7 protein-coding genes and 3 tRNA genes are annotated in these 14505 nt (G+C 69.5%); all 10 read left to right on the forward strand.

Translation table 11 applies throughout. The features are described 5' to 3' along the window. Nucleotides 1-90 precede the first annotated feature (90 nt). The 10 genes from ACFPFG_RS28970 to ACFPFG_RS29015 all read left to right on the forward strand — a co-directional run bounded on the left by ACFPFG_RS28970 (nucleotide 91) and on the right by ACFPFG_RS29015 (nucleotide 14498). A tRNA-Ala gene (locus ACFPFG_RS28970) sits at nucleotides 91-166 on the forward strand. Between the two features lie 38 nt (nucleotides 167-204). After that, nucleotides 205-280: transfer RNA gene (locus tag ACFPFG_RS28975), tRNA-Glu, on the forward strand. Nucleotides 281-324: 44 nt separating this feature from the next. After that, nucleotides 325-401: transfer RNA gene (locus ACFPFG_RS28980), tRNA-Asp, on the forward strand. Nucleotides 402-1117: 716 nt separating this feature from the next. Beyond that, nucleotides 1118-1642: a sigma-70 family RNA polymerase sigma factor gene (locus ACFPFG_RS28985; protein ID WP_088164188.1), complete on the forward strand. Its 525-nt coding sequence runs from the start codon at nucleotides 1118-1120 to the stop codon at nucleotides 1640-1642. Between the two features lie 151 nt (nucleotides 1643-1793). Then, on the forward strand, nucleotides 1794-2075 hold the full coding sequence (locus ACFPFG_RS28990; RefSeq protein WP_197955795.1) for an MbtH family protein: 282 nt from the start codon (nucleotides 1794-1796) through the stop codon (nucleotides 2073-2075). A 5-nt stretch (nucleotides 2076-2080) separates the two neighbouring features. Further along, nucleotides 2081-2836 carry a thioesterase II family protein gene (locus ACFPFG_RS28995; protein WP_183021646.1) on the forward strand — a complete coding sequence of 252 codons (756 nt, stop codon included), beginning with the start codon at nucleotides 2081-2083 and terminating at the stop codon, nucleotides 2834-2836. Beyond that, the gene (locus tag ACFPFG_RS29000; RefSeq protein WP_183021645.1) at nucleotides 2814-3503 is read left to right on the forward strand and encodes a 4'-phosphopantetheinyl transferase family protein; all 690 of its coding nucleotides are present in this window, start codon (nucleotides 2814-2816) and stop codon (nucleotides 3501-3503) included. The genes ACFPFG_RS28995 and ACFPFG_RS29000 overlap by 23 nt, the downstream gene beginning before the upstream one ends. After that, nucleotides 3500-4489: a TauD/TfdA family dioxygenase gene (locus tag ACFPFG_RS29005; RefSeq protein ID WP_197955796.1), complete on the forward strand. Its 990-nt coding sequence runs from the start codon at nucleotides 3500-3502 to the stop codon at nucleotides 4487-4489. Before ACFPFG_RS29000 ends, ACFPFG_RS29005 begins: the two co-directional genes overlap by 4 nt. A 20-nt stretch (nucleotides 4490-4509) precedes the next feature. After that, on the forward strand, nucleotides 4510-9843 hold the full coding sequence (locus tag ACFPFG_RS29010; protein WP_380109362.1) for an amino acid adenylation domain-containing protein: 5334 nt from the start codon (nucleotides 4510-4512) through the stop codon (nucleotides 9841-9843). Continuing rightward, complete coding sequence (locus ACFPFG_RS29015) at nucleotides 9843-14498, forward strand: type I polyketide synthase (RefSeq protein ID WP_380109364.1); 4656 nt, start codon at nucleotides 9843-9845, stop codon at nucleotides 14496-14498. Before ACFPFG_RS29010 ends, ACFPFG_RS29015 begins: the two co-directional genes overlap by 1 nt. The last annotated feature ends 7 nt before the right edge of the window (nucleotides 14499-14505 follow it).

Consider the following 14505-nt stretch of genomic DNA (forward strand, 5'->3'; position numbering starts at 1 on the left):
ATAAAAAAGTCATGCATTCCGGAATTGCCTCAAAAACGCTGTGCTACAATTTTTGAATCGCAGCAACGAAGCAGTGCAACGTTGCAGCAAGGGGGTATAGCTCAGCTGGGAGAGCGCTTGCATGGCATGCAAGAGGTCATCGGTTCGATCCCGTTTACCTCCACCAAAATTTGAGACTTGAGTTTTTACGCAAGTTCTAGGATTGACCCTATCGTCTAGAGGCCTAGGACATCACCCTTTCACGGTGAGTACCGGGGTTCGAATCCCCGTAGGGTCGCCAAGTTTGCAGCACTTGGCTCGAAAGAGCGCAAAAGCAGCCTGCCAGGAGTGGTAGTTCAGTTGGTTAGAATACCGGCCTGTCACGCCGGGGGTCGCGGGTTCGAGTCCCGTCCACTCCGCCAGATTCCTTGTGCAAACCAAGCGTCTGCACAGACAAGAAGCCACCGCAAGGTGGCTTTTTTTCGTCTGCAGATTGCAGCAGCAGGCCGCGCTCCGTTCGCTTTTCCTGGCTGCGTACCCAGCACCTTCGGTGCCCCCGCGCTGCGCTTGGGGCATCACCAGTCCGTCATGATCCAGGCCCATCATCCATGGCGAGGGAAAGCCATGGGGACGGGAATCCATAGGCATCGGCTGCCGATTTTCCAATGCCGATAGCCGTGTCTTCGTTTGCCTTGGCGGGACGTCTTCCAGACAGGTACGAGATGCCGATCCAGACCCGGTTTTGTCGCCGGAGCTGTTAATGCTTCTCATTTCATGTTCTGGAAAACGTTAAAGGAGCACCACTGCATGCCTTGGTCCCGGTTCAAGTTTCAGCATGTCTGCAAGGCCGCACAGCCCTTGCCGATCCTGTTCCAGGACGCATGGGCCCGGCGAGGGCGGCCGCCGCCATGAAGCCGCCATGAAGCCGGTATGAGGCCGATCTAAGGCCCGTCTCCAAAGTCACGCCGATGCGCATCGGCGTGCACTGATGCCCTGCGGTCAGCGGTCGTGCCGCCGCTTTCCGCCTGTGCCGAGTCCCGTTCCGTCTTTTTGCACGGGCGGCGCACCGGCCGTCCATCGACCTGCGGTCGACATTTCCCCTTGACGTTCTTGCCTAGCTTGCGAGAGGAACTGCATCGTGTCCTTGAATCACACACATTCTTCGCTGGAAGAGGTCTTCATTGCTTCGCGTGGACAGTTGGTGAGGGTCGCGCGAAGAATTCTCAGGAATCCCGAACTGGCCGACGACGCCGTGCAGGACACCTATCTGCGCGTTGCCGAGATGCGCAGCGATGCCGAGATCGCCAGGCCCGCCGCCTACTGGACGCGCGCCGTCTGCAACATGGCGCTGGACTACCTGCGCCGCCAGGAGCGCGAGAACAGCTACCGCACCCACGGCGTGGATGTGGAGACGCTGGAGATACCGGACAGCCGCTCGCCCGAGCGTCTCCTGTTCGAGTCCCAGGCCATACGCCTGATCGACCAGGCCCTGGACGAGGTGCCGCCCAAGACCCGCGAGACCTTCGAGCTGTACCGCATCAAGGGCCTTACCCAGCGCCAGATCGCCGAGCACATGGAGTGTGCGCTGGGCCTGGTGAATGCCAGGATTGCCGATGCCTGCAAGGCCATCCATGTCCACCGCTCGCTGCTGGACCACCATTGAACGATGCAGCCCGGCGCACGACCCGGATCCGGCGCGCACGCGGCGTGAACAGTTTCGGATTCGGAACGTCATGTTCAACAGAGGCGCAGTACCGGATCGCCGCGATCCGGTACTGGCCTCACCGATGTTCAACCGCATTAAGGACGCCTGCATGTCTACAAGCTGCTTCGACCGCGAAGACGAAACCTTCATCGTTCTGGTCAACCACGAGGAACAGTATTCCATCTGGCCGCACTGGAAGGCCGTGCCCGGCGGCTGGACCGCCGTCGAAGGCGTGAAGGGCGACAAGAAAACCGTGCTCGACTATGTGGACGCCACCTGGACCGACATGCGTCCCAAGTCGCTGCGCGTGTGGATGCAGGAGCAGGAACAGGCGGGCTCCGGCGCCGTGCAGCACAAGGCCGATACCGATACCGAAGCCGCTGCGGGCTGACGCGCATGCACGCGCCGCTGACCCTGCTGTGCCTGCCCTGCGCGGGCGCCAGTGCCACCATGTATCTGCGTTGGCGCAGGCTGCTGCCTCACTGGATTCGCATTGCGCCGGTGGAGTTGCCGGGGCGGGGAAGCCGGCTGGGCGAGCCTGCGGTCGAGGATTTCGGGCAGTTGGTCACGCTGCTGTGCGCCGAGCAGCGCCAGGCCATGCGCGGACGCTTTGCGCTGCTGGGCCACAGCATGGGCGCGCTGCTGGCCTTCGGTATCGCGCGGCAGCTGCGCGAGGACGGCCGCGAATTGCCGCTGGCCCTGATCGCCTCGGGCAGCCCGGCGCCAGCCTGCCGCGATCCCGAACGCTTTGCCGACAAGGGCGACGACGCCGCCCTGATTGCCGATCTGCGCAAGCAGGGCGGCACGCCCGAGGAGGTGTTTGCCAGCCCTGAACTCATGCGCATCACCCTTGATGTGCTGGGCGCCGACTACCGCGTCTGCGAGAGCTTCGCGCACACCCCTGCGCCGGGCCTGCCGCTGCCGGTCCATGTGCTGGCCGGGCGCCAGGACGACATCACGCCTGCGCGCATGCAGGCCTGGTCTCAGGAGGCCGCCGGGGCCTTCGCGCTGGACTGGTTCGAGGGCGGGCATTTCTTCATCAGGCAGCACGAGGGCGAGGTGCTGGCCGTGCTGGCCCGGCGTCTTGCCGAATGTTCGGCGGGATCACCGTCACTCCAGGGAGACTTGCATGCAGCTCGTGTCCGTGCATGAGGCCCTGTCCCAGGGCATCGAAGTCTTCAGGCTGGACCTGGACCTGATGGCCGAACTCAGCGACAGCCTGCCCCACCTCACGCCCGAGGAGCGCCGCCGCGCCGCGCGCTTCGTGCGCGCTGCCGACCGCCTGCGCTTTGCGCAGACCCGCGCTGCCGCACGGCGCCTGCTGGGCCGCAGGCTGGGCTGCTGCCCGGCCGACGTGCCGCTGGCGGTCGGCGTCCACGGCAAGCCCTTTGTGGACGAGGACCCGCAGCGGGCGCCCGTCTTCAACGTCTCGCATTCGGGCGTGCACGCGCTGATTGCGCTGGCCGACCCCTGCGGCGTGCTGCACCTGGGCGTGGACATAGAGCAGCACAAGCCCGACCTCGATGCCGAGGTCATGCTCGACGCCGTCTGCACCGACCAGGAGCGCGCCAGCGTGCGCTGCGCGCCCGATCGACTTTCAGCCTTCTACCAGCGCTGGGTCGGCAAGGAAGCCGTGCTCAAGGCCATTGGCATAGGCGTGACCGACCACCTGCGCTCCATAGGCATCAGTCCCGCAGGGGACGGACGGCTGGCCATTGCCTGCACCGTTCCCGAATGGAACCGTTTTCAAGCGATGGCGCTGCCAGCGCCGCCGGGCTACGCGGCAGCTCTTGCGTGGCGCACCAAGGAATCGACATGAACGAAACCCTCCAGCGCTTCGAGCGCAAGGCACCCGCCGGATCCCTGCTTCCCCAGCTCATCACGCCCGCCCAGCCGGGCCAGGACCTGCTGGCCGCGCTGCCGCCGCTGCGCCGCGACATCGACGAGGCCCTGCTGACCACGGGCGGCGTGCTGATGCGCGGCTTCGGCGTGCCCGATGTGGAGACCTTCCAGCGCTTCGCCTCGGCCTTCGGCCATCCGCTGCTCAAGTACGAATTCGCTTCCACGCCGCGCAGCGCGGTCGAGGCCTCCAGCGGCGCCGGCGTCTATACCTCCACCGAATACCCGGCCCACCAGAGCATTCCGCTGCACAACGAGCAGGCCTACACGCGCGAATGGCCCATGAAGATCTGGTTCCACTGCGTCACCGCCTCGCCCGAGGGCGGCGAGACGCCGATTGCCGACAGCCGCGCCGTCTACCGCCGCATTCCGGCGCGCATCCGCGAGCTGTTCGAGCCCGGAATCCTCTACGTGCGCAACTTCGGCGAGATGGACGTGCCCTGGCAGAAGGTCTTCAACACCGAAAGCCGCGCCGAGGTCGAGGCCTTCTGCCGCCATGCGCGCATGGACTGGGAGTGGAAGGAGGACGACGGCCTGCGCACGCGCCAGCTGTGCCAGGCCATGGAAAGCCATCCCGTCACGGGCGAGATGGTCTGGTTCAACCAGGCCCATCTGTTCCACATCTCGGCGCGCGAACCCGAGGAGCGCGAGGTGCTGGAGGAGATCTACGGCATCGAGAACCTGCCGCGCAACACCTTCTTCGCCGACGGCTCCACCATCGGCGACGACATCTTCGCCGAGGTGCGCGCCGCGCTGGACGCCGAGACCGTCAGCTTCCCCTGGGAGCAGGGCGACGTGCTGATGCTGGACAACATGCTCGTGGCCCATGCGCGCTCGCCCTTCAAGGGGCCGCGCAAGGTCATCGTCGCCATGGCCGAGCCGCGCAGCAATCTGGACCGTTTCTGAGAACCCGGGAGGCAGCTGACATGCTGAGTGGACAAAGTGCAATCGCGGCCGCAGGCCAGGCGCCGGCCAGCCTGGTCGAGCACCTGAGGGGCCTGGCGCAGCAGCGGCCCGACGACATCTGGCTCACCGTGGCCGCCGTGCAGGACGGCCGCGTGGTCGAGCGCAGCCACAGCTATGGCGAGTTCGACCGCCGCGTGCGCGCGCTGGCCTGCCGGCTGCAGCAGCTGTGCCCCGTGGGCGCGCGCGCCCTGGTGATGATGGACAACGACGAGCACTACGCCGCCAGCATGCTGGCCTGCTTCTACGCGGGCGTGATCGCCGTGCCGGTGCCGCCGCTGGAGTCGCTGCGCGTGCAGCATCTGGAGCGGCTGCTGGGCATCGTGGGCGACGCGGACGCGGCCTGCGTGATCAGCACGGCCGAAGTGATGCAGGCCCTGCCCGGTGCCGACGCGCGCTTTGCAGGCATTGCCGCCGTGGCCGCCGATCAGGTGGACCCGGCCGATGCCAGCGTCTGGCGGCCCCATGTGCCGGCTGCCGACGACATCGCCTTCCTGCAATACACCTCGGGCTCCACCTCGGCACCCAAGGGCGTGATGGTCAGCCACGGCAACCTCATCGCCAACGAGGCTGCCATCCAGCAGCGCATGGACATAGGCGCGGGCGACCGCTTCATGTCCTGGGCGCCGCTGTACCACGACATGGGCCTGATCGGCGGCCTGCTGCAGCCGCTGTACAGCGGCCTGCCGCTGGTGCTGACCTCGCCGCGCCTCTTCCTGGAAAGCCCCGTGCGCTGGCTGGAGCTGATCTCGCGCCACCGCGCCACCATTAGCGGCGGCCCCGACTTCGCCTACCGCATGTGCCTGGAGCGCATCAAGCCGTCGCAACTGGCGCAGCTGGACCTGTCGAGCTGGCGGCTGGCCTACACGGGCGCCGAGCCCGTGCGTGCCGACACCGTCACGGCCTTCGCGCAGCGCTTTGCCCCCTGCGGCCTGCGGCCCGACGCGGCCTATGCCTGCTACGGCCTGGCCGAAGCCACCCTGTTCATCACCGGCGGCACGCGCGCAGCAGGCGCTGCGGTCACGGCCTTCGATACCGAGGCCCTGGGCCAGGGCCGGGCCGAAGCAGGCTCCGGCGCCTCGCAGACCCCGCTTGTGGGCTGCGGCCCCGCCGTTCCCGGGCATGCTGTGGCCATCGTCGATCCGCACAGCCTGCAGATGCTGGAGTCCGGCCGCGTGGGCGAGATCTGGGCGCACGGCCCCAGCATCAGCCAGGGCTACTGGGGCAAGCCGCAGCAAACGCAGCAGGCCTTTGTCGAGCATGCAGGCCGGCGCTGGCTGCGCACCGGCGACCTGGGCTTTGTGCACGGCGGCCAGGTCCATGTGGCGGGCCGCATCAAGGACTTGATCATCGTGCGCGGGCACAACCTCTACCCGCAGGACATCGAGCGCGTGGTCGAGGCTGAGGTGGAAGCCGTGCGCAAGGGACGCGTAGCCGCGTTTGCGGTGGAGGGGCCTTCGGGCGAGGGCATAGGCGTGGCCGCCGAGATTTCGCGCGGCCTGCAAAAGCTGGTGCCGCGAGAGGCTCTGGTTGACGCGCTGGCTGCCGCCGTGGCCACGGCCTTTGGCGAGGCGCCTGCCGTCGTGGTCCTGCTGGAGCCTGGTGCCCTGCCGCGCACATCGAGCGGCAAGCTCCAGCGCCAGGCCTGCAAGAAGGGCTGGGCGCAGCGCAGCCTGGATGCCTATGCGGTCTGGGAGCATGGTGCCTTCGTGGACGCAACGGAATCTGCAGCGAATGACGGTGCAGATCAGTCCGCCCCCCCGCCGCTCGATGCCACCGAGACTGAGCTGGCCGTTCTCTGGTGCGAGGTGCTGCGCCGCGCCGAGCTGCCTGCGGGCGATCCGCATTTCTTCCTGCTGGGCGGCAACTCCCTATCGGCCGTGCAACTGGCTGCACGCGTGTCGCAGCAATGGGGCGTGGACTTTGCGCCAGGCCTGGTCTTTGACCGGCCCCGGCTTTCGGCCTGCGCGGCGGCACTGCGCGAACTGCAGGCGGCCGGCGCGGGAACGGGCACGCCCCGTCCTGGCCCTGTGGCGCGCGGCCCTGGTGCAAGCCAGCCCCTGTCCCACGCCCAGCAGCGGCAGTGGTTTCTCTGGCACCTGGATCCTGCGGGCACGGCCTACCACGTGGCGGTGGAGCTGCAGCTGGGCGGCACGCTGGATGCGCAACGGCTGCACACGGCCCTGGAGCACCTGGTGGCACGCCACGATGCGCTGCGCACCGTGTTCCTGCCTGACGCCGACGGGTCGGCCCGGCAGCATGTGCTGGATAGCGGCGGCCTGGAGTTCCAATGGCTGGACCTGGGCTGCGAGCCGCGGCGTGCCGCTGAAGAGGCACGCCGCCTGCACGCCAGGCCCTTCGACCTGGGCCAGGGCCCGCTGCTGCGCGCGCTGCTGATGCGGCTGGCGCCGGGCGACCACCGCCTGGTGCTGGTCATGCACCACATCGTGTCCGACGGTGTATCCCTGCAGAACCTGATGGACGAACTTGCGCAGCAATACCTCCATCTGGGTGATGCGGCGGCCGCCGCCGAGCCCGCTGCCCCCGCATTGCAATACGCCGACTACGCCGCCTGGCATGCAGCCTGGCTGGACGGCGGTGTGCGCGAGCGGCAACTGGCCTACTGGCGCGGGCAACTGGGCAGCGAGCATCCCGTGCTGGCCTTGCCCAGCGACCGGCCACGCGCCGCCGTGGCCCGCTACTCGGCTGCCCGGCATGGCTTCGCGCTGCCTGCGCCGCTGGTGGACGCGTTGCGCGCGCGTGCCGCCGAAGCCGGCTCCAGCCTGTTCATGGTGCTGCTGGCAGGCTGGCAGGCCGTGCTGCACCGCCATACGGGCCAGCAGGTGCTGCGCCTGGGCGTGCCCGTGGCGGGCCGCCAGCATGCGGGCACGCAGGGCCTGATCGGGTTCTTCGTCAACACCCTGGTGCTGCAGACCGAGGTCGATGGCCGCACCCCGCTGGCCCGGGTGCTCGCCGCAGCACGGCACGCCACGCTGCAGGCCCAGGCCCACCAGGACCTGCCTTTCGAGCAGCTGGTGGAGGACCTGCAGCCCCAGCGCAGCCTGGCGCATCCGCCGCTGTTCCAGCTGCTGTTCAACCATGTGCATGAGGATTTGCGCGGCTTCGAGCGCATGACGGGCTGCACGGCCGAAGCGGCTGCCGTGCCCGGAGGCACGGCGCAGTTCGAACTGTCGCTGGAAGTACGTGAACGCGCAGGCGGCGCCGTGCGCGTGGGCATGGACTATGCGGCCGAACTGTTCCTGCCCGCCACCATGGAACGCCTGGGACAGCACTATCTGCGCATGCTCGAGGCCCTGGCCCATCACCCCGAGGCGACTGTGGGCGAGGTGGATCTGCTGTCGGAGGAAGAACGTGCCGAGCTGGTGGCCTGGCAGTCTGGGCAGAGCGGGCAGAGCGGCCATGCCGTCCCCGAGCTGGTCCATGCCGCCTTCGAGCAGCAGGCGCGCCGCAACCCGCAGGCCACGGCCCTGGTCTTTGGAGAAGACTCCTGGAGCTATGGCGAACTCAATGCGCGCGCCAACCGCCTGGCCCACCATCTGATCGCACTTGGTGTGCGGCCCGAAGTGCAGGTCGGCATTGCCATGGAGCGTTCGCTGGACATGGTGGTCGGCCTGCTGGCCATCATGAAGGCTGGTGGCGCCTATGTGCCCATGGACCCCGAGCACCCGGCCGAGCGCCTGCGCCACATGGCCGACGACAGCGGCATCGGCGTGCTGCTGACCCAGTCGGGCCTGGTCGCAAGGCTGCCGCTCGCGCTGCAGCCGCTGTGCCTGGCGGTGGACTCCATCGATCTGGCCGGCCTGCCAGCCCATGACCCGGCTGTCGCCCTGCACGGCGAGAACCTGGTCTACGTCATCTACACCTCGGGCTCCACCGGCCTGCCCAAGGGCGCGGGCAACCGCCACCGCGCGCTGTGCAACCGCCTGGCCTGGGGTCAGCAGCACCAGCCACTGGCCGCGCAGGACACCGTGCTGCAGAAGACGCCGTTCAGCTTCGACATCTCGTTCTGGGAGTTCTTCTGGCCGCTGTCCACAGGCGCCCGGCTGGCGCTGGCAGGGCCCGGGGAGCATCGCGATCCTGCGCGCATCGCGGCCCTGGTCGAGCGCCATGCCGTCAGCTGCATCCACTTCGTGCCGTCCATGCTGCAGGCCTTTCTGTCCAGTGGCCATGCCCCGTCCTGCACGGGCCTGAAGCACATCGTCTGCAGCGGCGAGGCCCTGCCGGCCGAGTTGCGCGACCGCGCACTGGCCTTGCTGCCGGGAGCCCGCCTGCTCAACCTCTACGGGCCGACCGAAGCCGCCATCGAAGTCACCTACCACGACTGCCGCGAGCCCGGCCCGCAGGCCGTGCCCATCGGGCGGCCGCTGGGCAACGTGCAGGTGCATATCGTCGACGCAGGCCTGCAGCCCGTGCCGCGCGGCGTGGCCGGCGAGCTGCTGCTGGGTGGCCTGGCGCTGGCGCGCGGCTACTGGGGCCGGCCCGCGCTCACGGCCGAGCGCTTTGTGGCCAGCCCTTCGGCGCTGGCGGGCGAGCGCGCCTACCGCACGGGCGACCTCGTGCGCTGGAACGAGCAGGGTGAGATCGAATACCTGGGCCGACTGGACCACCAGGTCAAGATCCGCGGCTTCCGCGTGGAGCTGGGCGAGATCGAGGCCGCCCTGCTGGCCGTGCCAGGCCTGCGCGAGGCGGTGGTGGTCGCAGACTCTGCCGAAGGCGGCAGCCGGCTGGTGGCCTACCTGGCCGGTGAAGGTGCCGCGCTGCAGGACCTGGCGGCGCTCAAGGCGCAGCTGGCGCGCAGCCTGCCCGACTACATGGTGCCCTCCCTTTTTGTGCGCCTGGACGCGCTGCCGCTCAACAGCAACGGCAAGGTGGACCGCAAGGCGCTGCCTGCACCCGTGCATCAGTATTCATCGGGCGGCGGCGCGCAGCCGTTCGAGGCACCCGAAGGCGGTGTGGCCGAGACCATTGCCGCCATCTGGCGCGAGCTGCTGCAGCTCGAACGCATAGGCGCCAACGAGAGCTTCTTCGACCTGGGCGGGCATTCGCTGCTGCTGATACGCGCGCACCGGCGGATCGAGGATGCGCTGGGCAGCGGGCTTTCCGTGATCGACATGTTCCAGCACCCGACCGTGGCCACGCTGGCGCGCTGCATCGAGGCGCAGCGCGGCGCGGGGGCGGCCCAGGAAGGGCTGAAGGACCAGCAGGCCGACGCGCGCGCCCAGCGCCGCCGCGCCGCGTTGCTGGGCCGCCGTGGCCTGACCGAGGAGGTGAATTGATGCGTACCCAGAATGCGGGCTACAGCGGCGTGGAGATCGCCATCATCGGCATGGGCGGACGCTTCCCGGGCGCAGACAACGTGGACGCGCTGTGGCGCAACATCCGCGAAGGCCGCGAATCCGTGACCGCCTTCAGCGACGAGGCCCTGCGCGCCCAGGGCGCGGAACAGGCCCTGCTGGACGATCCCGCCTGCGTGAAGTCCGGCGTGATGCTGGAAGGCCTGGACTGGTTCGATGCCGGTTTTTTCGGCTACACGCCGCGCGAGGCCGGCCAGATCGATCCCCAGCAGCGCGTCTTCCTCGAATGCGCCTGGCAGGCGCTGGAGCATGCGGGCTATGACGCCGAGCGGCTGGACGTGGCGGCCGGCGTGTTCGCGGGTGCGGGCGCCAATCTCTACCTCATGCGCCATCTCCTGGGACGTGCCCAGTGGAGCGGCGGCATCGCCGAGCTGATCGCCCTGCTCAACGGCAACGCGGCCGACGCCCTGTGCACGCGCGTGGCCTACAAGCTCAACCTGCGCGGCCCGGCCGTGACCGTGCAGACGGCCTGCTCCACCTCGCTGGTGGCCGTGCACATGGCCTGCCAGTCCTTGCTGGGCATGGAGTGCGACATGGCCCTGGCCGGCGGGGTCTGGCTCAACCTGCTGCAGGGCGCGGGCTACCTGCACCAGCCGGGCGCCATCCTGTCCTCGGACGGTCATTGCCGAGCCTTCGATGCGCGCGCCGACGGCACCATGCTGGGCAGCGGCGCGGGCGTGGTCGTGCTCAAGCGCCTGGACGAGGCGCTGCGCGACGGCGACACTGTCCATGCCGTGATCCGGGGCAGTGCCGTGAACAACGATGGCGCGCGCAAGATCGGCTACAACGCGCCCAGCGTGGACGGCCAGGCCGAGGCCATACGCGCCGCCCAGGCCATGGCCGGCGTCGAGCCCGCTTCCGTGGGCTATGTCGAGGCCCATGGCACGGGCACCACGCTGGGCGATCCCATCGAGATCGCGGCGCTCACCCAGGCCTTCGGCGCGGCGGGAGGACTGACGGGGCGTGCGCCCGGGCACTGCGCCCTGGGATCGGTCAAGACCAATGTGGGGCATCTGGATGCCGCAGCCGGCGTGACCGGCCTGATCAAGGCCGTGATGGCGCTGCGCCACCGCACTCTGCCGCCCAGCCTGAACTTCTCCACGCCCAACCCGCGCGTGGACTTCGCTGGCAGCCCCTTCCGCGTCCAGACCACGGCGCAGGACTGGCCTGCCGGCCCGCTGCCCCGGCGTGCCGGCGTGAGTTCCTTCGGCATGGGCGGCACCAACGCGCATGTGGTGCTGGAGGAAGCTCCGGCCACGCTGCCGGCCGTTCCATCGGAAAGCGCAGGGCGGACCCCCCAATTGCTGCTGCTGTCGGCGCGTACGCCGCAGGCGCTGCAGGCCTCGGCCAGCCGGCTGGCCAGCCATCTGGCTCAGCACCCGGGCCTGGACCTGGCCGATGTGGCCCACACGCTGCGCGTGGGCCGCAAGCGCCATGCGCACCGGCTGGCCGTGCTGGCCCATGGCGTGCCGCAGGCCATCGAGGCGCTGGACCACCCGGCGCCCCTGGTGCATTTCACGGGCAGCGCGCTCTCGCCCCAGCCCGGCCTGGCCTTTCTGTTCCCGGGCCAGGGCGCCCAGCACGCGGGCATGGCGCGCAGCCTGCATGCGCAGGAGCCAGTGTTCCGCGACATCGTGGACCGCTGCTGCGAGAGGGTGAGGACGCAGACCGGCATGGACCTGCTGCCTTGGCTGCTGGCGCATGCCGACGATGCCCAGGCCGCGCAGGCGCTGGCGCGCACCGAGGCCACGCAGCCCGCGCTGTTCATCGTCGAGTACGCCATGGCGCGGCTGTGGATGTCCTGGGACCTGCAGCCCGAGGCCATGCTGGGCCACAGCATCGGCGAGTACGTGGCGGCCTGCATCGCCGGAGTCTTCTCGCTCGACGATGCGCTGGACCTGGTGGTCGCGCGCGGTCGCATCATGCAGGCCACCGAGCCCGGCGCCATGCTGGCGGTGGGCCTGCCTGAGACTGCGCTGCAGCACTGGCTGGGCCGGGGCTGCGATCTGGCCGCCGTCAATGCGGCCGATCTGTGCGTGCTCTCGGGCCGGCCCGACGCCATTGCGGCCGCCGAGCAGGCCTTGGCCGGCACGGGCGTGCTGCTGCGCAGACTGCAGGTGTCGCACGCCTTTCATTCCGCGCTGCTCGATCCCGTGCTCGACGCCTTCGCGCAGAAGCTGGCCGGCGTTCGATTCAACCGGCCTGCCATGGCCTTCATCTCCAACCTCAGCGGCCGCTGGATCCGCGACGAAGAGGCCCAGGACCCGCGCTACTGGCTGCAGCACCTGCGCGGCACGGTGCGCTTTGCGCAGGGCCTGGACACGCTGCTGGACCAAAGCGACCGCATCCTGCTGGAAGTGGGCCCGGGCCAGGGCCTCGGCGGCCTGGTCCGGCGCCATCCCAAGGCTGGCGCAGGCACCGTGCTGGCCTCGCAGGCAGCCGCCAACCGCGAGGAGTTGCAGGCCGACCAGCCCGCGCGCTGCCTGGCCCAGCTTTGGGCGGCGGGCGTTGACGCGGCCAAGGCACCGCTGCTGAACAGCGCACAGGGCGCGCGCCGCGTGCCCTTGCCCGGCTATCCGTTCGAGCGCGAATCGCACTGGGTTGCCGCCACGGTGCCGGCCTCTGAGGCATCTCCAGCCTCTCCTGCTGCCCTTTCCGGAACCGATCCCCTGGACTGGCTGTATGCGCCCGTCTGGCAACGATCCGCGCCTGTGGCATGCGCCGCCACGGCCGCGGCGGGCGGCTGCATGCTGCTGCTGGCCGAGGCCGGATCGGCACTGGCCGAATCCCTGGTGCAGGCCTGGTCCGCCACCCAGTCCGTGCCCGTGGTCCGCATCGAACCGGGTCTGCGCCATGAACGCCTGGGGCCTGCCCGCCATGTGCTGCGCATCGCCGAGCGCAGCGACTGGACGCATGCCCTGCAACAGATCGCCGCCGAGGTCGGTCCCGTGGCGCGCATCTGCCATCTATCGAGCCTGGGCACGCTGGATGACGCACAGGCGGCCGAGCGCTGCCTGCTCGGCCCGCTGGCCCTGGCCCAGGCGCTGGAAGCGATGCCCGCCGTGCGCGCAGGCGGTGGGCTGCAGATGCTGCTGGTCACGGACGGGCTGGAGGACGTGACAGGAACCGAAGCCCTGCAGCCCGCCAAGGCCATGCTCCACGGACCCTGCCTCGTGATTCCGCAGGAGCTGCCGGGCATGGCCTGCCGCATCGTCGATGTGCTGCTTGTGCACAGCGAGCAGCCCGATGGGGCGGCCGCGCTGGCGCGGCGCATCCTTGCCGAGTTCAGCGAGCCCGCACCGGCCTGCGTGGCCCTGCGCGGCCCGCACCGCTGGACCCGGCGCTTCGAGCGCATTGCGGGGCCGACGGCACCCGCCGTCACGCCAGCTGCGCCAGCCACCGCGCCGCGCCTGCGCCGTGGCGGCTGCTATCTGATCACGGGCGGCCTGGGCGGCATGGGGCTTGCGCTGGCCCGGCACCTGGCCGAGCACTGGCAGGCCCGGCTGGTGCTGCTGGGCCGCTCGCCGCTGCCTGAACGGGGTCAGTGGCAGGCACTGGCGCAGGATGCGCAGACCGAACCTGCGCTGCGTGCCCGGCTGCAGCAGTTGCTGGAGCTGGAACGGCTGGGTGCCCAGCTGTGCACGGTGCAGGCCGATGTGGGCAGCAAAGCCCAGCTGCGCACTGCGTTGGAGCAGGCGCAGCGCGCGTTCGGCGAAATTCATGGCGGCATCCATGGCGTCATCCACGCCGCCGGCCTGGCCGGAGACGGCATGCTCGCGGACAAGCGGGCACACGAGGTGATGCAGGTGCTCGCGCCCAAGCTCCAGGGCACGCGGGCCTTGCTGGCAGCCCTGGACGGGCAGCCGCTGGACTTCATGCTGCTGTGCTCCTCCCTGTCCGCCGTGGCGGGTGGCCTGGGCCGCATCGACTATGCGGCCGCCAACGCCTGCCTGGATGCGCTGGCCGTGGCCCATGGCCGCACGGCCGGCTGGCCGCTGATTTCCGTGGGCTGGGACGGATGGCGCGGCGTGGGCATGGCGGCAGGCACGTCCATGCCCGAAGGTGTGGGCATCGCACCGGAGCAGGGCGCGCACCTGTTCGAGCACATCCTGGCCAGCCCTGTGCAGTCCCATGTCTGCGTGTCCACCACCGACCTGGAGACGCGCCGCCACGCGGACCTTGCCAAGTTGCTGGACCAGGCCCTGCCTGCGGCATCGGCAGCGACGGCCGGGCCGCCGCCCACCCAGGCGCGGCCCGGTGGCATGGCTGGCTTCGCGGCGCCCGAGGGCGACCTGGAGACCGGTCTGGCCGCGCTCTGGAGCGGCTTCCTGGGCGTGGCTCCCGTGGGCGCCGAGGACAACCTTTTCGAACTCGGCGGCGACTCGCTCATGGCCATACAGCTGCTGGCGCGCGTGCGCCAGGCCTATGGCGTCGAAATCCATCCTGCGGCCTTGCTGCGCACGCCCACGGTGCGACGCCTGGCCGAACTCGTTGAAACCCGGCTGATCGAGGAAATCCAGGCGCTGGACGCACAAGCCGAGCCCGCCCCGACCAGCGCATCGCCGCTTTATTCGTGAAGATCGC

Source organism: Delftia deserti (genome assembly GCF_042653485.1).
In the GTDB taxonomy this organism is placed as follows: Bacteria; Pseudomonadota; Gammaproteobacteria; order Burkholderiales; family Burkholderiaceae_C; genus Comamonas; species Comamonas acidovorans.

What these genes read in the sequence shown, in the direction of transcription:
- ACFPFG_RS29000 (WP_183021645.1), top strand. Translation starts at nt 2,814, where the DNA reads ATGCAGCTCGTGTCCGTGCATGAGGCCCTGTCCCAGGGCATCGAAGTC.
- ACFPFG_RS29005 (WP_197955796.1), top strand. Translation starts at nt 3,500, where the DNA reads ATGAACGAAACCCTCCAGCGCTTCGAGCGCAAGGCACCCGCCGGATCC.
- ACFPFG_RS28995 (WP_183021646.1), top strand. Translation starts at nt 2,081, where the DNA reads ATGCACGCGCCGCTGACCCTGCTGTGCCTGCCCTGCGCGGGCGCCAGT.
- ACFPFG_RS28990 (WP_197955795.1), top strand. Translation starts at nt 1,794, where the DNA reads ATGTCTACAAGCTGCTTCGACCGCGAAGACGAAACCTTCATCGTTCTG.
- ACFPFG_RS29010 (WP_380109362.1), top strand. Translation starts at nt 4,510, where the DNA reads ATGCTGAGTGGACAAAGTGCAATCGCGGCCGCAGGCCAGGCGCCGGCC.
- ACFPFG_RS29015 (WP_380109364.1), top strand. Translation starts at nt 9,843, where the DNA reads ATGCGTACCCAGAATGCGGGCTACAGCGGCGTGGAGATCGCCATCATC.